This is a genomic window from Marinobacter manganoxydans MnI7-9, assembly GCF_000235625.1.
Classification (GTDB): domain Bacteria; phylum Pseudomonadota; class Gammaproteobacteria; order Pseudomonadales; family Oleiphilaceae; genus Marinobacter; species Marinobacter manganoxydans.
In genome coordinates this window covers 68560-95169 of record NZ_AGTR01000085.1, presented here as the reverse complement: position 1 = coordinate 95169, position 26610 = coordinate 68560, and the positions used below count along the sequence as shown (strand labels likewise).

25 protein-coding genes are annotated in these 26610 nt (G+C 59.0%); 12 read left to right on the top strand and 13 right to left on the bottom strand.

Annotated elements, in window-relative coordinates; genetic code table 11:
* Positions 1-9: 9 nt before the first annotated feature.
* On the top strand, positions 10-1212 hold the full coding sequence (locus tag KYE_RS19045; RefSeq protein ID WP_039882152.1) for a CynX/NimT family MFS transporter: 1203 nt from the start codon (positions 10-12) through the stop codon (positions 1210-1212).
* 170 nt (positions 1213-1382) lie between these two features.
* Here the strand turns inward: KYE_RS19045 and KYE_RS19040 are convergent, their stop codons facing one another.
* The gene (locus KYE_RS19040; RefSeq protein WP_008176745.1) at positions 1383-2558 is read right to left on the bottom strand and encodes a type III PLP-dependent enzyme; all 1176 of its coding nucleotides are present in this window, start codon (positions 2556-2558) and stop codon (positions 1383-1385) included.
* Positions 2559-2736: 178 nt separating this feature from the next.
* On the bottom strand, positions 2737-3555 hold the full coding sequence (locus KYE_RS19035; RefSeq protein ID WP_008176743.1) for a hypothetical protein: 819 nt from the start codon (positions 3553-3555) through the stop codon (positions 2737-2739).
* 141 nt (positions 3556-3696) lie between these two features.
* On the opposite strand from KYE_RS19035, the gene KYE_RS19030 reads away from it, so the two are divergent.
* Positions 3697-4551 carry a translation initiation factor eIF-2B gene (locus tag KYE_RS19030; protein WP_008176740.1) on the top strand — a complete coding sequence of 285 codons (855 nt, stop codon included), beginning with the start codon at positions 3697-3699 and terminating at the stop codon, positions 4549-4551.
* Here the strand turns inward: KYE_RS19030 and hrpB are convergent.
* The 6 genes from hrpB to KYE_RS19000 all read right to left on the bottom strand — a co-directional run bounded on the left by hrpB (position 4505) and on the right by KYE_RS19000 (position 11239).
* On the bottom strand, positions 4505-6985 hold the full coding sequence (gene hrpB / locus KYE_RS19025) for an ATP-dependent helicase HrpB (protein WP_008176737.1): 2481 nt from the start codon (positions 6983-6985) through the stop codon (positions 4505-4507). The two genes, KYE_RS19030 and hrpB, sit on opposite strands and share 47 nt — an antisense overlap.
* Positions 6986-7007: 22 nt before the next feature.
* On the bottom strand, positions 7008-7679 hold the full coding sequence (locus tag KYE_RS19020) for an SCO family protein (protein WP_008176736.1): 672 nt from the start codon (positions 7677-7679) through the stop codon (positions 7008-7010).
* Positions 7680-7827: 148 nt separating this feature from the next.
* Positions 7828-8748, bottom strand: coding sequence for a heme o synthase (gene cyoE / locus KYE_RS19015; protein WP_008176734.1), 921 nt, complete (start codon positions 8746-8748; stop codon positions 7828-7830).
* Positions 8745-9806: a COX15/CtaA family protein gene (locus KYE_RS19010; RefSeq protein ID WP_050898353.1), complete on the bottom strand. Its 1062-nt coding sequence runs from the start codon at positions 9804-9806 to the stop codon at positions 8745-8747. The genes cyoE and KYE_RS19010 overlap by 4 nt, the downstream gene beginning before the upstream one ends.
* A 64-nt stretch (positions 9807-9870) precedes the next feature.
* A complete protein-coding gene (locus tag KYE_RS19005; protein ID WP_008176729.1) occupies positions 9871-10509 on the bottom strand; it encodes a hypothetical protein in 639 nt (212 codons plus the stop codon).
* The gene (locus tag KYE_RS19000; RefSeq protein ID WP_008176727.1) at positions 10502-11239 is read right to left on the bottom strand and encodes an SURF1 family protein; all 738 of its coding nucleotides are present in this window, start codon (positions 11237-11239) and stop codon (positions 10502-10504) included. The genes KYE_RS19005 and KYE_RS19000 overlap by 8 nt, the downstream gene beginning before the upstream one ends.
* Before the next feature lie 80 nt (positions 11240-11319).
* Here KYE_RS19000 and KYE_RS18995 point away from each other — a divergent pair, with 80 nt between their 5' ends.
* Positions 11320-11523: a twin transmembrane helix small protein gene (locus KYE_RS18995; protein ID WP_008176725.1), complete on the top strand. Its 204-nt coding sequence runs from the start codon at positions 11320-11322 to the stop codon at positions 11521-11523.
* A gap of 9 nt (positions 11524-11532) precedes the next feature.
* Here the strand turns inward: KYE_RS18995 and KYE_RS18990 are convergent, their stop codons facing one another.
* Genes KYE_RS18990 through coxB form a run of 4 tightly spaced genes read right to left on the bottom strand, consistent with a single transcriptional unit; the run spans position 11533 to position 15817 of the window.
* Positions 11533-12420: a cytochrome c oxidase subunit 3 gene (locus KYE_RS18990; RefSeq protein WP_008176724.1), complete on the bottom strand. Its 888-nt coding sequence runs from the start codon at positions 12418-12420 to the stop codon at positions 11533-11535.
* Positions 12421-12436: 16 nt separating this feature from the next.
* A complete protein-coding gene (locus KYE_RS18985) occupies positions 12437-13039 on the bottom strand; it encodes a cytochrome c oxidase assembly protein (RefSeq protein WP_008176722.1) in 603 nt (200 codons plus the stop codon).
* 12 nt (positions 13040-13051) lie between these two features.
* Entirely contained in the window at positions 13052-14635 is a 1584-nt protein-coding gene (gene ctaD / locus KYE_RS18980) for a cytochrome c oxidase subunit I (protein ID WP_008176720.1), read from the bottom strand.
* 57 nt (positions 14636-14692) lie between these two features.
* Positions 14693-15817, bottom strand: a complete 1125-nt coding sequence (coxB, locus tag KYE_RS18975) for a cytochrome c oxidase subunit II (protein ID WP_008176717.1) — start codon at positions 15815-15817, stop codon at positions 14693-14695.
* A 200-nt stretch (positions 15818-16017) separates the two neighbouring features.
* Between coxB and KYE_RS18970 the strand changes: the two genes are divergently transcribed.
* The 7 genes from KYE_RS18970 to KYE_RS18940 all read left to right on the top strand — a co-directional run bounded on the left by KYE_RS18970 (position 16018) and on the right by KYE_RS18940 (position 22966).
* Positions 16018-17346: an MATE family efflux transporter gene (locus KYE_RS18970; RefSeq protein ID WP_008176715.1), complete on the top strand. Its 1329-nt coding sequence runs from the start codon at positions 16018-16020 to the stop codon at positions 17344-17346.
* Positions 17347-17552: 206 nt separating this feature from the next.
* Positions 17553-18203, top strand: a complete 651-nt coding sequence (locus KYE_RS18965) for a hypothetical protein (protein ID WP_008176713.1) — start codon at positions 17553-17555, stop codon at positions 18201-18203.
* A 16-nt stretch (positions 18204-18219) separates the two neighbouring features.
* The gene (locus KYE_RS18960; RefSeq protein ID WP_008176712.1) at positions 18220-18885 is read left to right on the top strand and encodes a methylamine utilization protein; all 666 of its coding nucleotides are present in this window, start codon (positions 18220-18222) and stop codon (positions 18883-18885) included.
* The gene (locus KYE_RS18955; protein ID WP_008176710.1) at positions 18885-21239 is read left to right on the top strand and encodes a putative bifunctional diguanylate cyclase/phosphodiesterase; all 2355 of its coding nucleotides are present in this window, start codon (positions 18885-18887) and stop codon (positions 21237-21239) included. Before KYE_RS18960 ends, KYE_RS18955 begins: the two co-directional genes overlap by 1 nt.
* Positions 21236-22111, top strand: a complete 876-nt coding sequence (locus tag KYE_RS18950; protein ID WP_008176708.1) for a DUF3034 family protein — start codon at positions 21236-21238, stop codon at positions 22109-22111. Before KYE_RS18955 ends, KYE_RS18950 begins: the two co-directional genes overlap by 4 nt.
* Before the next feature lie 2 nt (positions 22112-22113).
* Positions 22114-22563 (top strand): group I truncated hemoglobin, encoded by a 450-nt coding sequence (locus KYE_RS18945; RefSeq protein ID WP_008176706.1) that lies wholly within the window; start codon positions 22114-22116, stop codon positions 22561-22563.
* A 16-nt stretch (positions 22564-22579) separates the two neighbouring features.
* Positions 22580-22966: a DoxX family protein gene (locus KYE_RS18940; protein WP_008176705.1), complete on the top strand. Its 387-nt coding sequence runs from the start codon at positions 22580-22582 to the stop codon at positions 22964-22966.
* 14 nt (positions 22967-22980) lie between these two features.
* Here KYE_RS18940 and KYE_RS18935 read toward each other — a convergent pair whose 3' ends face one another.
* A complete protein-coding gene (locus KYE_RS18935; protein ID WP_008176703.1) occupies positions 22981-24639 on the bottom strand; it encodes a diguanylate cyclase in 1659 nt (552 codons plus the stop codon).
* Positions 24640-24852: 213 nt separating this feature from the next.
* Between KYE_RS18935 and KYE_RS18930 the strand changes: the two genes are divergently transcribed.
* Both KYE_RS18930 and KYE_RS18925 read left to right on the top strand, forming a co-directional pair.
* Complete coding sequence (locus KYE_RS18930) at positions 24853-25083, top strand: DUF1653 domain-containing protein (RefSeq protein ID WP_008176702.1); 231 nt, start codon at positions 24853-24855, stop codon at positions 25081-25083.
* A gap of 116 nt (positions 25084-25199) precedes the next feature.
* A complete protein-coding gene (locus KYE_RS18925; RefSeq protein WP_008176701.1) occupies positions 25200-26522 on the top strand; it encodes a Na+/H+ antiporter family protein in 1323 nt (440 codons plus the stop codon).
* Positions 26523-26610 lie beyond the last annotated feature (88 nt).

Here is a 26610-nt window from a genome sequence, read left to right as displayed (position 1 = left end):
GTCTTGCCCGTGGCTGAACACCAGGCCGCGACCACACCGCCACCGCCAGCGAAGCTGCTGCCGGTGGCGGTGTTGCTTTGGCTGGCCGGCGTTTACCTGCGGATACCGGTACTGGTCGCGCCGCCCCTGGCGCCTTTCATCAGCAACGAACTGGCACTCACCCAGGCACTCACCGGCGCCCTGACCACCCTGCCCATCCTGATGCTGGCCATCGGCTCCATGCCCGGCTCACTGGCCATTGCCCGGATTGGCCCCCGCAATACCCTGGCTCTGGCCATGGTGATTATGGTGATCGGCTCCGCCGGGCGCGGCCTGATGCCCGACACCCTGACCCTGATGATTGCCAGTGCCGTCATGGGCATCGGCGTCTCCATGATGCAACCATCACTGCCGGCACTACTGCCCCGGTGGCTGGAACCCCACCACCTCGCGTTAGGCTCGGCGATCTACATGAACGGCATGCTGATGGGTGAGTTCATCGGTGCCGGCATCACGCTGCCTGTGCTCATGCCCCTGCTAGACAACAGCTGGCGCGCCACCCTGGTGGCCTGGTCACTCCCGGCGCTGCTGGTTGCCGCAGCCCTGTTCCTGCCCAAACGGGACCGGGCTAAACCGGTGCGAAAAGTAGCCTGGCTACCGGACTGGCATAACCCCTTGACCCTGAGAATCGGTCTACTGCTCGGCCTCTCCGGCTCGCTGTTTTTTGGCCTCAACGCGTACATGGGCAACCTGCTGCAGCATCAGGGCCAGTTCGACAAACTGCCGGATGCCCTGTTCTGGTACAACCTTGCCCAGGTCTTCGCCTCCCTGATCATGCTGAAAATGGCGCGCTACTGGGTCGGGCGTCGTGGCGTCATCGCCACCCTGGCCAGCATCAGCCTGCTCGGCGCCATTGGCGCGGTCATGCTTACCGGCTGGTGGTCCATCGTCAGCGCCACTCTCATGAGCCTGGTCGCCGGCATGCTCCTGATCCTGCTCGTAGCGATACCCCCGCTGGTGGTCTCCGCCGCCGAAACTGGCCGCCTCTCCGCCGGCACCTTTCTGGTCGGTTACACCGTCGCTTTTTGCGTGCCCATGCTTGGCGGTGTCGTCGCCGACTGGACCGGCGATGCCCGCCACGCCCTGATGCTGATGATCACCTACGGCCTGCTGGTCTTGCCCCTGGCCTTTACCCTGAACCTGGAACGAAAAAAGGACCAGCCCGGAAGCTGATCCTTCTCTGAATACCAATTTTCCCTTCGCGGACTCCCCGTATCCAGCCGGAACGGCCGTGGGGCGGGGGTGTCCTTTCCGCCGGGAAAAAATGTCTGAGCAAAGCGAGTTGTTTTTCCCAGAGGAAAGGACACCCCCGCCCCGCGGCCAGACTCCGAACTAATACAGGGTCAGATGTAATAGTCCTTCAACGGAGGAAACCCATTAAACTCAATGGCACTGTAGGTCGTCGTATAGGCTCCGGTAGACAGCCAATACATCCGATCCCCAATCGCCAGATTCAACGGCAACGGATACTTGTGATGCTCATACATGATATCGGCACTGTCACAGGTCGGCCCGGCAATCACACAGTCCTCGCCTTCGCCCGCCTTCTCAGTCCAGATCGGAAACTTGATCGCCTCATCCAGGGTCTCGATCAGGCCTGAAAACTTGCCCACATCGGTAAACACCCAGCGATGCAGGGCAGTACGGGATTTCCGGGAAATCAGAACCACCTCGCTCACCAGAACACCGGCGTTGGAAATCAGCGATCGGCCCGGCTCGATGATGATCTCCGGCAGCTCCGCACCAAAGTCCTCGTGCAGGAAGCGGGCAATCTCCTCGGCGTACACCTTCAGCTCATTGGTGCGAGTGATGTAGTTGGCCGGGAAACCACCGCCCATGTTGATCATCTTAAGCTCGATACCGTCTTCTTCCTTCAGACGCTCGAAAATCACCTTCACCTTGTTCAGGGCCGCATCCCAGGCGCCAATCTCGCGCTGCTGGGAACCGACGTGAAACGACACGCCGTAGGGCACCAGACCCAGGTCACGGGCAAGGATCAGCAGGTCCATGGCCATGTCGGTCTGGCAGCCGAACTTGCGGGACAGCGGCCAGTCTGCCGTCAGGGTACCTTCGGTCAGGATACGCACATACACTTTCGAGCCCGGGGCCGCCTTGGCGATGTTGCGAAGGTCTGCCTCCGAGTCGGTGGCAAACATACGAACGCCTTTCTCGTAGAAGGTGCGAATGTCCTTCGCCTTCTTGATGGTATTGCCGTAGCTGATCCGCTCACCGGTCACACCCAGGGCCATCACCTTGTCCAGCTCGTAAACCGACGCGATATCGAAAGAGGCACCCTTGTCGCGCAGCATGGTCAGGATCTGCGGGGCCGGGTTGGCTTTCACCGCATAGTAAACCTTGGCGTAGGGGAAACCCTCGACCAGCTCGTCGTACTGACGGTCAATCGTTGCGGTGTCGATCACCACAAACGGAGTTTCCTTGCCGTCGGCAAAGTCCTTGATGCGCTTGAACGTGTCGGCTTCGTAGTAATCGGCGATATTGGCGTTAGCGGCTTCGGTCATGGGTGGTGTGTCCCTCCACAGGGCAAACAGGCATAAAAAAAGGCACTACAGCAACGCTGCAGCACCCGTTAGATAGCGCGATCATCGGGCTTTTTTGAGGGCCCGGATATGAGCATATCTACCCATAAGTAATGGGCAATACTGGCAACGCCACTGGCATGAATTCTGGCGGGAATTCCTAGACCGCCACCGGCCATATCGGCGGTGGTTCGGTGGGGCCGTCCGGGTCTTCCGGTTCGGTCTGTTCCCGGAGATAGCCGAGAATCGCCTCCTGGAGCTCCGTGCCCTGGCCCAATCCCTTGTTTCCGAACAGCCGGTTGAATTCCAGTACGTAAGGGTGGCCATCCACCAGCGCAATATCAAAGCCTGCGTGATCAACACCCAGATCCCTGGCCAGCCGCAACGCCAGGTCCGTCATCACCGGGGGAACCGGACTGTTGTCAATGCGGCCACCCCGGGCCACATTGTTGTAGAAGCCCTGATCGGCCTGGGTTCGCCAGTAAGCCGTCAGCACCTGATCGCCAACCACCACAACTCGCGCATCCCGGTCCAGAGGGAGGTATTCCTGGCCGTAGAGCACGTCGGTGCGTTCGCAGTAGCGGCGCCAGTCCTCGCGGGATTCAATCAGCCAGACGCCTTCGCCCATGCTGGCCTTGGGAAGCTTTGCCACGAACGGATGCACCATGGCATCCCAGATCATGTCACGTTCCACCGGGCCGTTGGCCTCAATCATGGTCCAGGGCGTGTGCTCCGGGGCCACCGTCTGGAATGCACGGGTCATCTCCACTTTGTCGTGGCCGATGCGGTAGCTGGCTTCGCTGGGAAACACCCGGCACTTGAGACCGTGAACCAGGGCATTTAACTGCCAGTACTCTGGAAACAGGACCCAATCTGCTTCCCGCAACAGTTCTTTATGACGCAAAAACTGGTCCGGCTTGAGGACGGTGGTGTCGGGAAAACCCAGGGTTCGGAAAATATCGAAGGAAACAAGGTGCATGGATACTGCGCACTCGGGGTTGAGTTGCGCGTATTTTATACAGGGCTGACATTCAGGCAAGTGCTATTTTCACCTCCAGACATCAGGAAAAGACCGTACAGGTGCTACCCTTGAAGCAGCACATAAGCACGGAAGAGCGGAATGCAGGAACTTGATGCGAGGGCAAAGTCCCTTCTGGCCGCACTGAAAGCGGACTCCCGGTCAGGCGCTACACAGCTGGCAATGAACACCCTCGATCAACTGCTATCTTACCTGGACGAGGTCGAGCCAGAGGGCGAGACATTTCTGAGGCTACTGGCAGAACTCCGGGCGGCACGCCCGAGCATGATCGTGATTGGCAATGCACTGGCCATGATCGAGCAGCGTCTTTCCAGTGATGTTCAGGTCGCCCTTCAGGCCGTCATGGACATCAGAGACCAGCTGGAAAATGCCACCGGAACCATTGCCCGGCAAGCCCTCGATCTTCTGCCAGAGTCGCCGGTGATACTGACCCATAGCGCCAGCTCCGCGGTACTGGCGCTGTTTCGTAACATGGCGGAACAGCGCCAGGCCTTCTCTGTCATCTGCACCCAGAGCAGCCCGGGCTTCGAGGGCCACTCCCTGGCACGGGCGCTGAACGAGCTAGCCATACCCGTCACCTTGATCACCGATGCGCAGATGGGGCTGTTTGTGCCCCAGGCTGACCTGGTGATCACCGGGTGCGATACCTGGCTTTCCAATGGGCATTTTATCAACAAAAGCGGTACACACTTGTTGGCTCTGGCGGCCCATGCGGCCGGGAAGCCCCTCTGGGTTCTTGCCGACAGCTTCCGGAACAGCGACGCCGACCCCGGGTCGGTTGAACTCGAGGAAATGCCCGCGGAAGAACTCAACGCACCGCCGGGAGACTGGATAACGCCACGGAATATCTACTTTGAGCGGGTGCCACACGCGCTGGTCAGCAAACGCATCAGCGAGTTGGGCGTTTTTTCGTGCCCTGCTGAGCCTCGGCGGTAAACGGATCTTCCGGCCAGGGATGCTTGGGATACCGCCCACGAATTTCCTTGCGCACCTCGGGGTAGGCGTTACGCCAGAAACTGGCCAGATCGGCGGTGACCGCCAGAGGCCGTTGCGCGGGGGACAACAGATGAAGCACCACCGGTACCCGCCCACCGGCAACGGCAGGGGTTTCTTTCCAGCCAAACAGCGCCTGGAGCTTGGCCGCCAACACCGGGCCATTGTCGGCGGTGTAATCCAGACTCACCCGCTGGCCGGTCGGTATGGTCAGATGTGTTGGCGCCAGACTCTGAAGCTGCTGCTGGGACGGGTAATCAATCAGGCTGTTAAGGGCCGCCAGCAAGTCGATCCGGGCCAGATCGGACCATCGGGTCATGCCGACCAGAAACGGGCCCAGCCAAACCTCGAGACTATCCAGTAACGCCGCGTCATCGGTGTCCGGCCAGCCGGAATCCGGGAAGGTTCTGGCGAGCAACCTCATTCGGGCACGCCACTGGCGACTGCCATCACTCCAGGGCAGGCTTTCCAGGCCCTTCTTCCGAATCGCGCTGAGCAGCCCCTGCCGGACCAGTTCCGGATCCACCCGGCCGAGCGGCTTTTCCTGAAGCACGAGTTCACCCAGTTTTCGCGCACGCCGCGCCAGAATTTTACCCTGGCTGTCGTCCCACAGTGCCTCTTCGATCTCCTGTATGTGGTCAGCCAGGTCGAGCTCCAGGTCCGGAATGTCCACCGGCGCGGCCAGGTAAATCGTGGCTTCGCGGGCCTGGCCATCCAGCTCGGCCGCCACCAGCCACTCGTGCCGTGCCAGGGGATCATCCTCTCTCAGTACCGCACCTTTGCCATTACTGAGCTGATACCTCGCCGCCTTATCCGATCGCCGCCTGGCAATACGGTCCGGATAGGCCAGGGCAAGCAATCGGCCGATTTCGGTCTCCGAGGGCGGTGTTGCCTCAGTCGTCCCGGGCCCGGAAAGACGCCGGGCCGACTGGCGTACAGCCTTCAGGCGAGCGACATCCAGCGTGCGATCCCGCCGTTCCCCGAAGAACACCCGAACCCGCTCGTGCATGTCCGCACCAGTTCCGGGGCCCAGGAGATCACGCTCTTCCAGCAAGGCGGCCACGGCCGCAGCCGCGCCTCCGAGCCCTATAGAACGGCCTTTCAGCACCATATGCGCCAGTCGCGGGTGTATACCCAGCTCCCGGGCCGCTTTGCCGTGGTCCGTAATAGCTCCGTCTGAATCGAGCAGATCGAGCCACCGCAGGAGGGCCACAGCCTGCCTCCAATGGGCGGCAGGGGGCTTATCAATCCAGGCGACGGCATCGGCTTCCCGCGCGCCCCACTGGGCTAATTCCAGCACCAAGGGTGCCAGATCGGCCTTCAGAATTTCGGGCGGCGTGTAATCGGCCAATCCGAACTGTTCCGATTCGCTCCACAATCGATAACAGACCCCGGGCTCCATCCGGCCGGCCCGGCCTTTACGCTGTTCCGCAGAAGCCCTGGATACCCGGCCAGTGACCAGGCGGGTCATGCCACTGTTGGGATCAAAAACGGCCCGACGCTGCTGACCGCAATCGATAACAACCCGAACCCCTTCAATGGTCAGACTGGTTTCGGCAATAGCCGTAGCCAACACCACCTTGCGCTGGCCTTCGGGAGCCGGCGAGATTGCCTGGTCCTGCTGCTCCGATTTCAGATTGCCGTATAGTGGAGCAAGTATCACCCGGTCCGGCAGGTTTGCACGGAGCTGTTGCTCAACCCGACGTATCTCACCCACACCGGGCAGAAACACCAGCAGTGAGCCGCTTTGATCAGCCAATGCCTCCCGAACCACAGCGGTAACCTGATCCACCATGCGGCCACTGCGCGGCAACGGCCGGTAATGAACATCGACCGGAAACGCCCGTCCTTCACTGGTTATTACGGGAACGTCTCCAAGCACTTGCGCAATCGGCCCGGTATCCAGGGTTGCGGACATCACCAGCAACCGCAGATCCTCCCGCAACGCCTGCTGCGATTCCCGCACCAGGGCCAGGCCCAGATCCGCCTGCAAAGAGCGCTCATGGAACTCATCAAAGATGACCGCCGCGTACTCCTCCAGCATCGGATCCGCCTGGATCAGCCGGGTCAGGATGCCTTCGGTCACGACTTCGATCCGGGTGGCCGCAGACACACGGGTATCCAGCCTTGTGCGATAGCCTACCGTCTGTCCGGGCTGTTCATTGAGTTGCCGGGCCATGAACCGGGCGGCAGAGCGAGCTGCAAGCCGACGGGGCTCCAGCATCAGGATCTTGCCGTCACCGCGCCAGGGCGCATCCAGAAGGGCGGCAGGCACACGGGTGGTTTTACCGGCACCGGGCGGAGCCTGCAGAAGTACGGTAGTCGTGCGTTCCAGGGCCGCTTTCAGGTCTGGAAGAATGGCATCAATAGGGAGCATCGGATTCCGGGTTTCTGAAGCGTCAGGAGCTCACCCGTTCACGATTGGCCTTTGCCCACTGGTAAATCCGCTCAAAGGCCTCGGCCAGGTTGTGCGGATTATGGGGCGGCTGGATCACAGCAGCAAGTTCGCCGTCGGGGTTCAGCAGCGCAAAATGGCCGCTGTGATCCACCAGCAGCTCGCCATCCACCTCACGATGGACAAACACCGCGTTCAGGCTTTTGGCCAGTTCCCGCAAGGTGTCCAGATCTCCGGTCAGACCATGGAAATGTTCACCGAAGAAGTCCGTGTAGGCTTTGAGTTTCTCCGGCGTATCGTGCTCCGGGTCAGCGCTGACCAGCAGATAGTCAGGCTGGGGCAATTCCTTGGACAGCAGCTTGTCGGTCTGGCGCAAATTGGCCATGGCTGCCGGGCAGATATCCGGGCAATTGGTGTAGCCCACGAATGCAATGGTCCAGCGACCCCTCAGACTCTCCCGCGTGACCGTTTCACCGTTCTCATCCGTCAGCGTGAACTCTGCCAATTGACGAGGCTGATCATAGACATACGTATTGAACTCCGTCAGCTCCGGCGCCGGAATCGGTTCCTGGTTACCCACCAGAAATACCTGCCGTCCAACAACCAGTCCAAAGATCAGAACAACGATTAGCAGAAGGCAGAACAGGGTAAGGCGAATAGAGCTGGAGCTTTTCATGGGTGGTCCACTTCGTTGATCAGATAAGCAGACGGGGATGGCTTTCCGAAACCGTGCGGAGCCATGGATGGCGTAGCCGGGCGTACACGGACGTATTTACAGCGTGTTTCGGAAAGCCATCCCCGCCTGCGTCAGCACAATGTCTGACTCAAAAGAATACAAAATGATCCACAAGCAATACCACAAACAGGGCCATGAGGTAAGTGATGGAATACTTGAAGGTATTCAGGGCCACCCGCCGATCGTCACCCTTCAACAGCCTTACCGCATACTGCAGAAAGCGCAGGCCAAGGGCCAGGGCGCCCACCAGGTAGATACCGCCGGACATGCCTGTGACAAAAGGTAGCAGACTGACCGCCAGCAACATCAGGGTGTAGAGCAGGATGTGCAGCTCGGTGAACTTGTTGCCATGAGTGACCGGCAGCATGGGAATGCCCGCCTTGGCGTACTCTTCCTTGCGATGGATAGCCAGAGCCCAGAAATGCGGCGGGGTCCAGGCAAAAATGATCAGCACCAGCAGCAGAGCGTGGCCCTCAACCTGGCCGGTCACAGCGGTCCAGCCCAACAACGGTGGCATGGCCCCGGCAAGACCTCCGATGGTGATATTCTGGGGCGTAGCCCGCTTGAGGAACAAGGTATAAACACCGGCGTAACCCACCAGGGAGGCGAGGGTCAGCCAGGCAGTGAGGTGGTTCACCTGCCACATCAGCACGGCCATACCAACACACGCGAGTATCGTTGCGAACAGGATCGCATCCAGAGGCGAGATCTTGCCTGTGGCCACCGGGCGCTTGCGGGTGCGAGCCATGACGGTGTCAATTTTCTGGTCTACCACATGGTTGACCACCGCAGCCGAGCCGGCAAGCAGGGCAATACCCAGATTGCCCCAGACCAACACGCCCCAACCGGGCACGCCTGGCGCCGCCAGCAGCATGCCGATCACCGAGGTAAGGATCATCAGCGCGACAACCCTGGGCTTGGTCAGCTCCAGAAAGTCACGCCAGGAAATGGTTGTTCTGGAGTCGCTCGCAATTGCCTGGGCCGGCAGTGCTTCCACTTGCTCGCTCATGCCGTAACCTCCTGGTTCATTGTTGTTGTGTGTGTTGCCGGGACGCTATGTGGTTCGAGTAATAGCTGATGCCGCCAGATCAGGTGAATAACTGAAAGAAGGAGTCCTGCGCCCATGGCGTTATGGGCCACGGCGATGGACAGGGGAATATGGAAAATCACGTTGGCCAGACCCAACAGGATCTGGACACCCAGCAGGACCGCCACCAGTTTAACGGGGTTGTCGAGTCCGGATTCGCCCCGTCGCCGCCACATCAACGCCAGCAATGCCGTGAAATAGAATAGTACCACCACAGCACCAAGTCTGTGTGTAACATGGATCGCCACCCGCCCGTCAGCGGTAAGCTGACCTCCCAGATAGTTGGGGCCCACGTGCTGGGTAACGTCAAAGCCGTGCCGGAAATCCATGCCCTCAGGCCACCACTGGCCCTGGCACGTAGGCAGATCGGTACAGGCAACGGCCGCGTAATTGGCCGCTGTCCAGGCCCCCAGGGCGATCTGCATCACCACTAACAGCAGCCCGCCATAGAGCCAGGGCCGGAAACCCGACAGGGCGGTTGATAGCGGTGGTTCCCGATCCTGCGTCTGCCTGGCCTGACGTCGCAACCTGAATGCCAGCAACGCCAGCAGACTCAGGGTGGTAAAGCCGCCAAGCAGGTGCAGCGCCACCACCTGGGGCCACAGTTTCAGGGTCACCGTCCACATGCCGAAAGCGCCCTGAAGAATGATGAAAACGGCGATAAACAAAGGCAGCTTTACCGGAACACCCTGGCGCCGGTTACGAACCGCGTAGGCCGCCAGGCCGAACACCACCAGCCCCAGGGTGCCGGCGGCGTAACGGTGGATCATTTCGGGCCAGCCTTTTTGCACATCCACCGGCGTATCGGGAAAACGGGCATTCGCTATGGCAATGTTCGATTCGCTCTGGGGCACCGTGAGAAAACCATAGCACCCGGGCCAGTCAGGACACCCCAGCCCTGCGTGCACCAGGCGGGTCCAGGCACCCAGCATGATCACGACAACCGCCAGCAAAACGGCAAAGGTTGCCCACTTTGCCATCTTGTGGGCTGCCGTGGTTGGGGAAACAGATGACTGATTCAAGGCTGACTCTCCGCTCTGGCCATTAACCGATCTGCGACAGTTTGAGCAGATGCTTGAGATCCTCCAGCATATCCTTTCCAGTATGTTCGGAACCGTAATGCATCATCACATTACCGAACGGATCAACCAGCAGGATGCGCGGCTCCGCTTCCGGATTGATACCGGCTGGCCAGTCCGGCCGGGCACCCGCCGCAGGCACAAGGCGCTCCATGGAGCTGTATTCGGAGGACCAACGCGCCTGCAGATCGGAGGGCACACTACCCAGTGCGGCAGCCCGGGAGACTCGGTTAGCGTTCTTGCCAAGGGCGATATTCACCTGCCTGGCCAGATAGAGCAGCTCTTCACACTGGCTACCACATTGGCCGGAAGCCACAATCATAAGCCAGTCCGGATCGATTTTTTCCGGGCCAAAGCGTTCTGCCAGCGGAGTACCGGAAGCCGTTTCGAGATTGAGCGTTGAAACCGGGGCCACTGGCTGGAGCAAAACGCCGTTATTGGTGTGGCCGGCCGGGTTCAGCCAGCCGGTATAAAACATGATGGTTGCAACAATCATCGGGCCAAAACCCAGCGCAAACAGGAGGAATGCCGTGCGACGGCCGCGACGCACCTGTTCCGGGGTTGGCCCTTCGTTGTGTTCCTGGTCGGATATCCGGTTAGCCATTGTCATTGTCATTATTGGCTCCTGTCTTTCGGTAACTCGCCACTATAGTCAATATAGTCAGCGCCACGGCCAGCGCAAACCATTGCGTGGCATATCCGTAATGGGTTTGTGGCCCCATCAGGTCCGGTTCCCAATCCGCCCGGTAAGCGCCCGGCTGGCGATTGCCGGAAAGCCTTACTATTTTGTCGGGAAGATCCGGAATCTCCTTTCGTGCGGCCTCTCCGGACAGACTCTGTACCCGCCGGGGCCACGGACCGCCTGCCTCTGGCTGATCCACCAGCACCGGCGGCACCGGATAGTCACTGAGTCGACCTTCCAGGGTAAAAATCCCTTCCGGCGTTTCCAGCTGCGGGAGCTGATCCCGGGTTCGCGGCGCCTGGACCCAACCGCGATTAACCACAACCGGCGGCCCTTCCAGAGGACGAAACTCTGTCAGGACTTCATAACCCGGGATGCCATCACGGGTCCGGTTATCCAGCAGCCAGTTTCGGCTTCCGTACATCCCGGTCAGTGTCAGAGGCCGACCACGGGTCAGATCACCGGACTCCATGTCCTGCCAGGCCCGGTTTTCCGCTTCCTGCTGCCACTGGTTCAGCAGAAGCTGCTTTTCTTCCGCCCGATTCAGCTGCCAGACACCGAGGCCAATAAGTATCGGCAGTAAGACCCCACTGAACACCAGCAGCCGCCAGTCAAACTGCCATCGGCGGTGTTTGCCCTGCGAATCAGACATGCTCTGCTATAGTGACCTCAGCGAGTCCGGAACCGTTTGCGAACCGTACATCCATCAAACCAATAAAAACAGGAAGTCCCATGCTCAAAGCAGTTATTGTTTTCCTGATGCTTTCTGTGGTTGTAAGCCTTTTCAGTGGCCTGTTTTTTCTCATTAAAGACGGCGGCAAGACCAATCGGGTTGTTAACTCTCTGGCCGTCCGGGTGACGCTTAGCATACTGCTCCTGGCTGTGGTACTGATTGCTCTGTGGAACGGGAGCCTGACTCTTAATCCGACTCCCTGACTACGCAGATCAAATGATGTAAACGAACACGAACAATCCCAGCCAGACCACGTCGACAAAATGCCAATACCATGCGGTTGCCTCGAAACCAAAATGGTTTTCCGCAGTGAAGTGGCCCTTGTTGATTCGCACCAGCATAATGGCCAGCATCAATGTGCCAAGCATCACATGGGCACCGTGGAAGCCAGTCAGCATAAAGAACGTACTGCCGTAGATGCCGGATTGCAGGGTCAGGTCGAGGTCACGGTAGGCATGGAGGTATTCATAGCCCTGAACAAACATGAAGACCACGGCCAGAGCGATGGTTGCAGCCAGCCAAAGTTTGGTCTTCGCCCGATTACCTGCCTTCAATGCATGGTGCGCCACGGTTACCGTAAATGAAGACGTCACCAGCAAGATCGTGTTCATCAAAGGCAGGCCCCAGGCGCTGATAACCTCCTTGGGGCCGGGATAAGCTTCCGGGCTGGGATTGTTGATAAGAGGCCAGGTCGACTGAAAGCCCTCCCACAACATGTTCGAGGAACCTCGGTCACCCTCGCCACCAAGCCAGGGCACCGCAAACACCCTGATGTAGAACAACGCACCGAAAAACGCGGCGAAAAACATCACCTCTGAGAAAATGAACCAACTCATCCCCCAGCGGAACGAGCGGTCCATCTGATCACTGTAGAGTCCCGCCCGACTCTCTTTGATGACGGCTCCAAACCACCCGAACAGCATGTAGGCCATAATCAGGGCGCCGATCCAGAACATTATCCAGGCACCGGTTGTGCTGTCCCCCTGTTTGCCATTCACCAAGATTGAGGCCACCCCGTAAAGAGTTACCCCAAGGCCAATCGTGGCGACGATCGGCCACTTGCTCTGTTCCGGAACGTAATAGGTCTGGTTATCCGCCATGACAGTCTCCGATGGCTTATCCGTTGTCGTTTGTTGTTGTTTCTTTCCGGGAGTTTTGTGCTGCCGACACCTGTTTACCCTGATCGTAGAGCGTGTAAGACAGAGTTAGTTTGGTGATATGCGCCGGCAAGTCCTTGTCGACGATAAAGATCAGAGGCATTTCGGTACTTTCACCCGCTTCAAGAGGCTGTTGGTTAAAGCAGAAGCACTCGGTCTTATGAAAATACAGCGTCCCCTCTGAAGGCGCGAGGCTAGGGACCGCCTGGCCTACCATTGGCTCACTTGTCGGGTTTTCGGCATAGAAATTCACAGTAGTCGGCTCACCGGGGTGAACATCCACCGACCGCACAACCGGGCGGAATTTCCAGGTCATCCCCGGTCCGTTGGAGGCGAGAAACTGAACCTTGACCGTTCGGGTCACGTCTGCTTCTGCCACCTCGGTGGATTCGTACCGCCCCCCGGTCTTTCCGTTAATCCCGGTAATTTCGCAGAACACGTCGTACAGAGGCACCATGGCAAATCCAAAGGCAAACATGCCGACCACGCTGACCATGCACCAGCCCACCACTCGAGCATTGCCCTTGGGGGCTCCGGCGCTATTTGCCTGTTGTTCTGCCATAGCCAGTGCCCCCTACTTCACTACCGGCGGCGTTGCGAAGGTGTGGTATGGCGCCGGTGAGGGCACAGTCCATTCGAGACCTTCAGCACCATCCCAGGGCTTGGCCGGAGCCTCTTTGCCACCCCTGATGCACTTGACCACGATAAACAGGAACAACAGCTGTGTGGCACCGAACATGAATGCACCGACACTGGAAACCATGTTGAAATCGGCGAACTGCAGCGCGTAATCCGGAATCCGTCGTGGCATGCCTGCCAGTCCCAGGAAGTGCATCGGGAAGAACGCCAGGTTCATGCCAACAAAAGACAGCCAGAAATGGGTCTTGGCCAGGGTTTCGTCATACATGTGCCCGGTCCACTTGGGCAGCCAGAAGTAGGCGGAGGCAAAGATACCGAAGATCGCACCCGGTACCAGCACGTAGTGGAAGTGGGCGACTACGAAGTAGGTGTCGTGGTACTGAAAATCTGCCGGCGCAATAGCCAGCATAAGGCCGGAGAAACCGCCGATGGTAAACAGGATGACGAAGGCAACTGAGAACAGCATCGGCGCCTCAAAGGTCAATGAGCCCCTGAACATCGTGGCCACCCAGTTGAAAACCTTCACCCCGGTGGGCACTGCGATGAGCATGGTGGCGTACATGAAGAACAGCTGGCCGACGATGGGAATACCCACCGTAAACATGTGGTGCGCCCAGACCACAAACGAGAGCAGAGCAATGGCACCGACTGCGTAGACCATGGAGGCATAGCCAAACAGCGGTTTGCGGGAGAACGCCGGAATGATGTGTGAGACCGCCCCGAAGGCCGGCAGGATCATGATGTAAACCTCGGGATGCCCGAAGAACCAGAACACGTGCTGGAACAGCACCGGATCACCGCCGCCGGAAGCATCGAAGAAGCTGGTGCCAAAGTTGATGTCCATCAACATCATGGTGACGACGCCGGCCAGTACCGGCATGACTGCAATCAGCAGGAACGCGGTAATCAACCAGGTCCAGACAAACAGGGGCATTTTCATCAGGGTCATGCCCGGTGCCCGCATATTCAGGATCGTGGCGATCACGTTAATCGCACCCATGATCGACGAGACACCCATTATGTGAACCGCAAAGATAAAGAAGGTGGTGCTCGGCGGCCCGTAGGTCGTCGACAGGGGGGCGTAGAAGGTCCAGCCGAAGTTGGGCGCACCCCCTTCCATGAACAGGGTGGAAACCAGGATCAGGAAGGCGCACGGAAGCAGCCAGAAACTCCAGTTATTCATCCGTGGCAATGCCATATCCGGCGCCCCGATCATCAGCGGCAGCATCCAGTTGGCGAGCCCGACAAACGCCGGCATGACCGCACCAAACACCATAATCAGGCCGTGCATGGTGGTCATCTGGTTAAAGAATTCCGGCTGCACAATCTGCAGCCCCGGCTGGAAAAGCTCCGCCCGGATGACCATTGCCATGGCCCCGCCGAGCAGGAACATGGTGAAACTGAATATCAGGTACATGGACCCGATATCCTTGTGGTTTGTGGTCAACAGCCAACGGCTTATGCCTTTGGCCGGGCCGTGATGATGATCCTGGGCGTGGGTATCTGCAACCGCACTCATGAAAACCCCCGTTACCGCCATTTTTTGTGGCTGGTGATATCTGTTATCTGGCGATGATTACTGTTGGTTCTTGTAATCAAATATTTCTTTCGGAGTGACCATTTCGCCGGTGTTGTTACCCCAGGCATTACGCTCGTAGGTAATCACGGCTGCAAGGTCCACTTCACTCAGCTGATTGCCGAAGGCCTGCATGGCGCTTCCCGAGACACCATTCACAACGATGTCGATATGGGCTGCCATGTCTTCAGTAACGACCTGGGTTCCGACCAGAGACGGGAAGGCTGGTGGCGCGCCCTGACCGTTCGGCTGGTGACAGGCGGCGCAGGCGGTCTGATAGGCTTTCTCGCCGCGCTCCATCAACTCTGCCATGGTCCAGTCTTTCTGGGTCAGCTGGCGTTCTCGCTCGGCGGCCTCTTTCTTTTCAGCGACCCAGGCGTTGTATTCCTCCTCGGGCACCGCCTCGACAACCACCGGCATGAAGCCGTGATCCTTCCCGCAGAGCTCAGTACACTGGCCGCGATAGATGCCGGGCTTGTCGACCCGGGTCCAGGTCTCGTTGATAAAGCCCGGGATGGCGTCTTTCTTGACGCCAAAATCCGGAACCCACCAGGAATGGATGACATCGTTGGCCGTTAACAAAAAGCGAACCTTTTTCCCGACAGGAATTACCAGCGGGTTATCCACTTCGAGGAGGTAGTTCTCTCCCTTGGCCTGGCGATTCTCGATCTGATCCCGGGGCGTGGACAAATTCGAGAAGTAACCGAAATCTTCATTAATGTATTCGTATTGCCACTTCCACTGATAGCCGGTGACCTTGATGTCCACTTCCGATTCCGAAGTGTCATACATGTCCACCAGAGTTGCAGTGGCAGGAATCGCCATAACAACCAGTATCGCAAAAGGTATGATGGTCCAGAGAATCTCGACCAGAGTGTTTTCGTGGAAGTTCGCCGGTTTGGCGCCCTGGGATTTACGGTGGGCAAAAATAGACCAGAACATGACACCGAAAACCACGACGCCAATGACGACGCAGATCCAGAGTATGGTCATGTGAAGGCTGAAAATGTCATTACTGGTGCCGGTCACCCCGGGGGTCATGTTCAGTGTCCAGTCCGCCATGGACCAGGCGGGGAACATCAGACCGCCTAAAAGGGCACCTGCCCGCTGAGCGTGCACGCGCATACTGTGTCTCCACAGAGTGTTATTCTTGTCGGATTTTGCGTTATCCCGCTGGCATTTTCGGCGTCGCATACACCGCAAAACCAGAGTGGAAGCCTGCTTTCGGATACTCAGCTTGGAGTATAGACACAGATCAAAAAAAGACTAAAAAATCGGCTAAACCCAAAAAAGCTAAACAGAATTTTTTAAGAATTAAAACGCATATGCCTTTTAACTTGCCGGCAACCGACCGACGTCTCTGGGCCCTGGCCTGGCCATTGATGCTCACCAACCTCACCGTCCCTCTCCTGGGACTGGTGGATACGGCCGTGCTCGGCCACCTGGAAAGCCCGGAGTATCTTGGCGCCGTCGCCGTTGGTGCCAATCTGTTCAGCATCCTGTACTGGACCTTTGGCTTCATGCGCATGGGCACGACCGGCCTGGCCGCTCAGGCATGGGGCAAGCGGGACAACTTCAGTCAGGTGGCATTGCTGCTGCGCTCGATCCTGTTGGCAACCGGGATCGGCCTTCTTCTCATTCTGTTTCACCAGCCTCTGATACAGACCGGCCTGAGCCTGATGAATCCCAGTGACAACGTGACCGAACTGGCGGCCGAGTACGCCGGAATCCGGATCTGGAGCGCGCCGGCCGTTCTCTGCCAGTACACGCTGGTTGGCTGGCTCATCGGCACCCAGTTTCCACGGGGCCCGATGATCATGCTGATTGCAGCAAACGGCCTGAACATCGTGTTGGATATTCTTTTTGTTACCGTGCTTGGCTGGAACAGCCGTGGCGTGGCCATTGCCACTGTGATCGCCGAATACGGTGCCGCCGCCATCGGTTTCCTGATCGTATTACGGCGAATGCCTGAGGGGCAGGGGCTGACGAAGGCTCTGTTCGGCAAACTCGAGGATTACCTGAGGATTCTCCAGGTTAACCGCTACATCATGGTCCGAACCATCGCGCTGTTATTGGTGCTGGCATTTTTTACCGCCCAGGGCGCCCGTCAGGGAGACACCATCCTCGCTGCCAATGCCGTTCTGATCACCTTTCTTCTGTTGATCTCCAACGCCCTGGACGGTTTTGCCAATGCTGCCGAGGCGCTGATTGGCGAGGCTATCGGCAAAGGCAGCCGGCGGCGCTTCCGGGTGGTCTTTCGAAGTGCCCTGCGATGGTCACTCTGGGGCGCCCTCTTGCTCACCATTGTTTTTGTGGCCGGCGGGCATTGGCTCATTGCACTGCTAACCGGTATCGAGGAAGTGAGAGCCACCGCCTGGCGCTACCTGCCCTGGCTTTGGCTGCTACCTTTTGCCGCAGTCTGGGGCTTTCTTCTTGATGGGATTTTTATCGGCGCAACCCGAACCCGGGACATGCAGAACACCATGCTGTTTTCGGCCCTGGCCGTGTTTGCACCGGTCTGGTGGCTGACCACGGGCTGGGGCAATCACGGGCTCTGGTTCGCGCTGATCTCTCTGATGGTAGCGCGGGCCCTGAGCATGGGATGGCTGTGCTGGTCCCATACCAGGAACGACCGTTGGTTCCAGAGCCAGTGACGCAGATTCAATCCGTAACATTACAGCCGGGTATTTTCATCACAGCGGAAAAGCAGTCGCAAAAATCTCGGCTACACTTGTCTGAAAAGGCAGGCACGATGTGGTAGCCAGCCCTCCTCTCCTGCCCGGGAACTCGTTGCTATCAGTTGCTAACAACGGGAGGCGCCTTGCGACCTCAATTCGTTCAGACATCGGCTTCTCCTGAAATGACACCACAGGTAGTCCTTGAGATTATTGACCAGGCGCGGCGCAAGGAAGCCCGCTCCGGGACCTTCCTCCGACAGCTTCACGAAAAGGTTGCCGCGCTCCCGTCTGCGGTCACTATTGAGGGGTATCAGCCCGCCACCTGCCTGTTCCAGTTCGTGGTTGAGTACATCGAAATGGCACCAAGGCTCATCGAATGCGTTGAAGCCTGTGCCCGGGAAGCCGGAAAAGCCGATCTGTTTGAGCCCTTTGTGAATGCCGCCATCCGGTATTTTACTCAGCCATCAGCGCTCCTGGTTCGCTACGACGGTCTCGATGGCCTACTGATCCGCGCCTACCTTTGTCATCGGTTGATGGAAGAAATGTACGAAAACAACCGGTGTACCCGGGCCAGCGAAATCGTGGATATGGAAGCAACTCGTGCTAATCTTCTGGCTCATCAGCTTATCGGCGAGCCCTTTGCCAACGAGCTGGACGACTCCATCACCGTAACCGTGTTGCAGATAGCAGGCACGCCGGACTACTACGAACTCAACCTCGACCCGTTTGTCGAGCAGGTGAACAACGCCGCCTGGGACTGGATGCGGCATTACTGGGAAAATCTGCTGGTAAGGAACCACATTCGATTTTCTCTCGGGTCCGGCCTGGCCTGACAGGTTCAGAGGTTTAATGAAAGTATCAGCGATTGCAGTGCTGGCGGGACTGTTGATTTCTGCCATGGTATCGACAGCCAACGCGTACGAGCTGTCCGTAACCGTCACCCTGGAAGGCAACACCGAACCCGTGGCCAATGCCGTGGTTTCCGTAGACAGTGCCCGTCCGGCAACACCGGTTTCTGCCGAAATCTATCAGAAGGATCGCGCCTTCCATCCCCATGTACTGGTGGTGCCAGTCGGCTCCAGCGTGGATTTCCCGAATCGCGACAATACCCAGCATCACGTGTATTCCTTCTCGCCGGCAAAAACCTTCAACATCGAGCTTTACGCCGACCGCCCGGCGGCTCCCATTGTTTTCGACAAGCCAGGCATCGTTGAACTGGGCTGCAACATTCACGACCACATGCAGGGCTTTGTGGTGGTCACCGACACCGCTGACACCGGCCGGACAGATACCTCCGGCAAGGTCACCCTGTCGCTCGATACACTGCCCAGCGAGGGCAGCCAGGGCACGGTGACACTTGAGATCTGGCACCCACGGCTGCCGGATAATACCCGCCCGGTCACCCGTGAAATCGAACGTGATAGCGAGTCCGCAATCGTCACCCTCAATCTTGAGCCCGAGCCTGCCGCAGAAGGCTCGCTGGACCGTCTCCAGCAGCGCTTTCGGGAGCTTTGATGGGTCTGGTATCTCGTCTCGGATTCCGGGGCCGGCTTATTGCGGCGATGATCTCACTGGTGGCGCTGGTCAGCCTGGTGATCATCGCCCTGCTGATGGTGTACCTGTTCGAGGATGAAAAAAGCCGTGCACTGGAACAGCTGGCCATCGGAGAGCGGCTGACCAACGAGGTCATTGATCGCCGGACCGATCTGGAACTGTCCCGGCTCAGTGTTGTGGTGCAGGATTTCGGCTTTCGCTCGGCCATTGCCAGCCGCGACCCGGCAACCATCGACAGTGCCCTGGAAAACCACAGCGGCAGGGTGGGTGCCGACTTCGCGCTCTTGCTGGACAGTCAGGGAGAGCCCCTGGCCTCGACCCTGCAAAACCCTTTTCCTGCCGTCAGCCAGGAACAGCTGACAAGCACCCGTCGTAATGGGTTTACCCGGTCACTGCGGGCCATTGATGGCAGGGGCTACGAGATTCTCATCATCCCGATAGAGGCCCCGGGGCTTCGGGCCTCGCTGGTCAGCGGCTTTGCCATGGACCAGTCCCTGGCAGAGGTCATCGCCAGGCTCAGTGGCACCTCGGTGATCTTCCGGGCGCGATCGAACCAGAACGACAACCTGAACAGTTTTGCCGCCACCAGCAGCATCGATGCCAAGCTGGAACAGGAGCTTGCAGGCGCATCCGCCAACGCCAATTTTATTGAAAGTGCCGGTTATTTCACCCGGATCATCAACCTGGGCGAATCAGACCCCGCCGCCGTCCAGGCCGTGCTGCTTATTAGCCGTGATGCCACGCTCCAGAATTACTACCGGCGAGCGGTGGAAATTGCCCTGCTGGTGACCGCCATCCTGATTTTCGCCATTCTGCTGGCGCTGGTCATTGCCCGGAACCTCGGGCGCCCGGTGTTGCAGCTGGCAAGCTACGCGCGGGCTATCGGTGAGGGCACCACACCCGAGGCACCGGCCATCCGGGCCGGCGGCGAACTGACCCAGCTCCGCAACGCCCTGCGGGATATGCTGTCTGGCCTTCGGGAGCGGGAAGCCCAGATCCGCTATGCGGCAACCCACGATGACGTCACCGGACTGAAAAACCGCAACGCCCTGATGCAGGAGGCCGCCGAGCTGTTTGAGAACCGTGGCACGGGTTCACTGGTGGGGATCCGGCTCAACGATCTCTCCGATATCAACGACACCCTGGGGCTGGAATTCGGCGACAAGGTCCTGATCGGTATTGCCAAGCGCCTGCAGCAGGAACTCCCGGACGCCCATATCCTCGCCCGCACCGGTGGCGGCGAATTCCTGGCCCTGATCCCTTCACTGCCCCCGGAGCAAGGCAGTGACAGAATCCGGCAACTGCACGCGCTCATCGAATCTCCCTTGCAGGTAGACCAGACGCCCTTCTCCCTCAGGGTCACCATCGTCACCATGGAACTGCCGGAAGATGCCTCGGATACCGACGCCCTGCGTCGCCGGCTCAATCTCACCTTCGAGCAGGCGGAGGCCCACCCCGAAGCCTTCACGCGCTACAAGCCCGGGCAGGATGAGAGTCACCTCAGAGAACTGAAACTGATCACCGACCTGCACGCCGCAATTCTGCATAACGGGTTGCACATGAACTACCAGCCCAAACTGAACAGCCAGACCGGCGAATTGGTGCAGGTAGAGGCCCTGGTGCGATGGATTCACCCGGAACTGGGCTTTATTTCCCCCGAGGAGTTCATCTTTCTCGCCGAACAGTCAGGGCAGATCCACGACCTGACAGCCCATATCCTGCAACGGGTGGCCAGCGATGCCCGGCGATGGCACGAGCAGGGTGTTGACGCGGGCGTTGCCATCAATCTGTCCGCCATGGACCTCACCTGGCCCGCCCTGACCCGGCACATCGCGGAAACCTTTCACGATTGGCACCACGATCTGGAACGGGTGACCCTGGAAGTCACGGAAAGTGCCCTGATGGAAGATCCGGAAGAGGCCATGGCCACCCTGAACCAGCTCAGGGCGCTGGGAGTGACCCTGTCGGTGGACGACTTTGGCACCGGCTACTCCTCGTTGTCCCAGCTGCGCAAGCTGCCGGTACAGGAGCTGAAAATCGACAAGTCATTCGTGCTGAAGCTGGATTCCGAGCCCCAGGACCAGCTGATTGTCCGGTCCACCATTGATATGGCCCACGGCCTCGGGCTGAAGGTCGTGGCAGAAGGGATCGAGAACCTGGAAGCCTGGCAGCTGCTGCAACACTGGGGCTGCAACCTCGGCCAGGGTTTTTACCTGAGCCGCCCGATTGCCCCCGAGGATCTGCCGGAGACTGCGCTGTCCCTGGCTGCCCGCAAAGGAGAGCTGAGCCGACCCAACCCGGAGTATTCAGAATGATAAAGAGACGTCTGATGACACTGACCGTGGCGCTTCTGATGGCACCGGCCGCCATGGCCGACATCGGCAGCCGGATCTGGGCGACCGGAGGCGTCACCACCATTGAGGGCAGTGCCGGCGGTGGCCTGGTTCCCTGGGCTCTACTGGGCAGCTACGCCAGCGACGAGGAGTGGGGCGGCACCGTGGCACTCAGCCGGGCCGAAGTGGACGATTACTCTCTCTCGGTGACCGGTGCCGGGCTGAACTGGAATAACCGCCTGGAGATCACCGTGGCCCGCCAGACCCTGGATCTGGACAGCCTGGTGTTTACCCTCAAGGACGGCTTTGGCCTGGAGCAGGATGAACTGAATCAGGATATTTTCGGCGCCAAGGTCCGGCTCGCCGGCGATGTGTTGTACAGTCCCTGGGGCCAGTGGTCTGCGGGCGTTCAGTACAAGCGCCAGCGGGATTTCACCGTGCCGTCGGCGATTGGCGCCCGGGACGACAGTGGCACCGATGTGTATGTCAGCGGCAGCAAGCTGTTCTTTGCCGCCGTGATGGAGCGCAACCTGCTGGTAAACCTGTCCGCGCGGGCAACCCGGGCCAACCAGGGCGGGCTTCTCGGTTTTGGCGGCGACCAGAACAACAGCCACGAACTGATGATGGAGGGCAGCGTCGGGCTTTTCCTCAACCGCCAGTGGCTGGTGGGCGCGGAATACCGGCAAAAACCGGACAACCTGGGGTTTGCCACCGAAGATGACTGGTGGGACCTGTTCGTGGCCTGGGTGCCGGACCGTCGTCTGGCGGTCACGGGCGCCCTGGTCAACCTGGGCGACGTTGCCACACTGGAAGACCAGCAAGGTCTGTATCTGTCGCTGCAGGGGAGTTTCTGATCATGGCACTTACCAATCTCTACCTTACGCCTACCGCCCTGTTAATCTCGCTGGCACTGATGCTCGGTGGCTGCCAGAGTCTGAACAGCCAACCTGATAGATCCCTTTATCAGCAGCTCGGTGAACGTGAAGGCATTGAAAACGTGGTGGAGGACCTGCTCTACCTGATCGTCGAGGACGAACGCATCAACCAACAGTTCAAAGGCATGGATGTCGCCCGGTTTCACCAGAACCTCACGGATCAGTTGTGCGAGCTCAGCGGTGGGCCCTGCAGCTATACCGGGCGAGAGATGCGTGAACTGCACTCTGACATGGACATCACGGACACCCAGTTCAATGCCCTGGCCGAGAACCTGATTCTGGCCATGGAACAGAACGATATCCCAACCGGCGCCCAGAACCGACTGATCAAACAACTGCTGCCGCTTTACCCTGACATTCGCAATCTGTAGAACGGAGACCTGTACCTTGCTCGAAAACGCTGATCTGGGAAAACTGATTATCCGCCTGACCCTGGGCGGCCTGATGCTGTTCCATGGCATTGCCAAGCTGCTCAACGGCATCGGCTTCATTGAAGGGGAGCTGGCCAGCCACGGCCTGCCAACCTTCCTCGCCTACGGGGTGTACGTGGGTGAGATCATCGCGCCGCTGATGGTCATCCTTGGGTATCAGACCCGGATCGGTGCGCTGCTGATTATTTTCAACATGCTGTTTGCCATCATCCTGGTTCACGGCAACGAACTCCTGAGCCTTGGGCGCAGCGGCGGCTGGGCGCTGGAGCTGCAGGGCTTCTTCCTCTTTACAGCAGTTGCAGTGATATTCCTCGGACCAGGGCGGTACAAACTGAAGAACTGAAGATCCGGGAGACCTCAGGCACCAGGTGCGCTCGCCGCCCTGAAATCCCGCGCCACCATAACCCGGTTACGGCCAGACTCCTTGGCCGCGTATAGCGCCTCATCGGCCTGACGGATGAGCTCCTGGGGCTCCATATCTGGCCCTGGCACCAGGCACGCCACGCCCACACTGATGGTAAGACTGACCGGAGCCACCCGTTCCCCGGAATGCACCGGGGAACGGGCCACCGCCTGACGCACTCGCTCGGCCACCCGAACCGCTCCCTCCTCAGGCGTGGCTGGTAGCAGGATGCTGAATTCCTCGCCGCCATAGCGGGCCAACAGATCCCCGGAACGCTGCACTTCTGCGACGCACAAGGCGGCCACCGCGGTCAGGCAATCGTCGCCAACCAGGTGTCCCAGCTCGTCGTTTACCCGCTTGAAGTGATCAATATCCAGCATCAACAGGCTCAACGGGTGACCGTGTCTCTGGGCCCGTCGCCACTCATCGTTGAGTTTTTCATCGAACCGACGCCGGTTGGCCACATGGGTCAGACCGTCGGTGAGGCTGATCGCCTTGAGCTGCTCATTGGCCCGTTCCAGTTCGTCGGTGCGCGCCTGAACCCGCATCTCCAGGGTCAGGTTGGCCTGCTGCTGGATCGCCAGCGCCTGCTCCTGGGCCTCATGGCGCTTGCGACGTTCCAGGTTGATCCGGTAGGCAAGCGCAAAGGAAAGCAGAACCACCTCCAGGGCCACGCCGATCTGAGGCATGAACTCGGTCAGGAAACTGCGGGGCATGATGCCAAGCTTGCTGACCGCGAGAATCAGATGGCCGATCAGCAATGGCGTCCAGGCCAGAACGTAGAAACCGCCCAATACCTGACCTTTCCGCCAGACCAGGAAACCGATGAACCAGACCGCGGGAGTGACCACTGCCGCAATCGCGCTGACCAGGACAATCCCCGTCTGGTAACTGCCAAAAAGAGTAAAGACGAAGCTGGCAGAAATGGCGGCCAGAATCCACTGCAGGAAGCGGTAACTTCTGAGGCTGTAGGACCGGATATTGAGAAAACGGATGGCGAAGATAATGGCGGAGAACAGAGCGAAACAGATAACCGGAATGGTGAAATACCGGTTGATACCCGGGGCATTCGGCCACAGCCACTGGAAGAGCACACCATTGAAGTTGAGCTGAACCAGCCCGGTAAACACAACAGTCAGCACGTACCAGAAGTAGGTGGAATGGCGCACGATGACAAACAGAAACAGATTGTAGAGCGCCATCGCAGCGATGATACCCAGAAACATCGTCTGCCAGCCGTAAGACAGCTGCTCATTGGCCAGGAATTCGGCCGAAGGCGTGACTGCCACGGGAATCTGTACCGACCCGAGCGTTTGCACGCGCACAAAGGCGGTCGCCGTATCGGTATTCGACGGTACCAGGAAGACGAAATTGCGGTGATAAATCGGGCGACTGCTGAACGGGAGGGTATCGCCCGTATGGTGGGTCTGGATCAGCTCGCCATCAACCACCCAGTGCACGGACACCTCGTCCAGCAACGGATAGCCGATTTCCAGAACCCGGTTCACCGGCTCTGGCGGAATCTCGACTCTCAGCCAGAAACTGCCATCGCTGAACCCGCGATTAAAAACCTCATTTGAGCCAAACCTCTGCCAGGCGCGCTGGCCAGGCATGCCAGCGACAGAAAAATCAGAAGGATGCAGGATAACTGCCGCATCATAGCGGTTTCCGGTTTCCGGTTTCCGGGCCCTTCCTGGTGTTCTACACTTTCAGGCCCTGACTGAGTCTTTTTGCATCCTTGCAGTTGCTTCCATTTTAGACGGTTGCGCGTGCTGCGTCCTCTATAACTGCAAGGCCAGCATTGCCTGAAACCATCGAGGCCGAGAATGACCGAACGCAAGAACGACATACGCCCTGGCCGTTACCGGCACTATAAGGGCAAGGATTACGAAGTACTCGGGATCGCCCGGCACAGTGAAACTGAAGAACAGATGGTGGTTTATCGCTGCCTGTACGGTGATTACAGCCTCTGGGTACGCCCGCTGACCATGTTCCGGGAAACCGTGGAAATGGCCGGCGAACAGGTCCCCCGCTTTGCCCGCCTTGACGAAGTCTGACCGTTACACAACCGCTTTGACTACCGCGATCATTTCCTGCACATTACCGCGCTTTTCATGATGCCGGTCCCCACAAGGGGCCGGACAAACCATTAATTCCTACCCGGAGTTTTGCCATGAATGCCGTTGTTGCTGCGGTTGCCATCATGCTCGTCCTGAGTTTGTGCCGCATTCACGTTGTTGTTGCCCTCATCATCGGTGCCGTATCCGGCGGCCTGATTGCAGGAATGTCCCTGGAAGCCACCATCGAAGCCTTCAATAGCGGCCTGGGCGGCGGTGCCACCGTGGCACTGTCCTATGCCACCCTCGGTGCTTTCGCCGTTGCCATCGGCAAGTCCGGCCTGGCCCACGCCCTGGCCGACAAGGCCCTGGCCCTGGTCGGTCGCCAGGAAGAAGGCGCCGCCGTTAACGGCATCCGCTTCCTGATCATTGGCCTGCTGCTGGCCATTGCCATCTCGTCCCAGAATATCCTGCCGATCCACATTGCCTTCATACCGTTGGTAGTACCGCCGCTGCTGTACGTGATGGCAAAACTGAACATGGACCGCCGCCTGGTTGCCTGTGTGCTGACCTTCGGCCTGATTACACCCTACATGTTCCTGCCCGTCGGCTTTGGCGGCATCTACCTGAACGAGATCCTGATCGCCAAGATCAACGCCAACGGCGTCGATGCCTCCGGCCTGAGCGTCATGAAAGCCATGGCCCTGCCAGCGTTGGGCATGCTCTGTGGTTTGCTGATCGCGGTCTTTTTCAGCTACCGAAACGGCCGCACCTATAACCTGGAAACCATCACCAAAGCGGAACGGGTAGACACCAGCTACAGCCCGCGCACCCTGGTGATGGCCTTGGTCGCCATCGTCACTGCCTTCGTGGTGCAACTCTGGCTTGGCTCGATGATCCTGGGCGCCCTGGCCGGGTTCGTGCTTTTCAACCTGTCTGGTGTGGTGCGCTGGAAAGAAGCCGATGACCTGTTCACCGAGGGCATGAAGATGCTGGCCATGATCGGCTTCATCATGATCGCCGCGTCTGGTTTTGCCGAAGTGATGCGGGAAACCGGTGAAATTGCCGCCCTGGTGGACAGCTCCGTGGCGACTATCGGCGAGAACAAGGCCATGGCGGCGCTGCTGATGCTGGTGGTGGGTCTGCTGATTACCATGGGTATCGGTTCGTCCTTCTCGACCATCCCCATTATCGCGGCCCTGTACGTGCCCCTGGCCCTGCAGTTGGGTTTCAGCCCCCTGGCCATCGTGGCCCTGGTCGGCACCGCCGGCGCCCTGGGGGATGCCGGTTCCCCGGCCTCCGACTCCACCCTCGGCCCCACCGCCGGCCTGAACGCCGACGGCCAGCACAACCACATCTGGGATACCGTGGTGCCGACGTTCCTGCACTACAATTTGCCGCTGCTTGGCTTTGGGTGGTTGGCGGCTATGGTTCTTTGAGCTGGGAGGTTTTTCTGTAGCCTGCTTGTTGAGGGGAGTTGCGAGGGGGCCGGGATATTTTTCCCTTGGAAATGGCAACTCGCTGCGC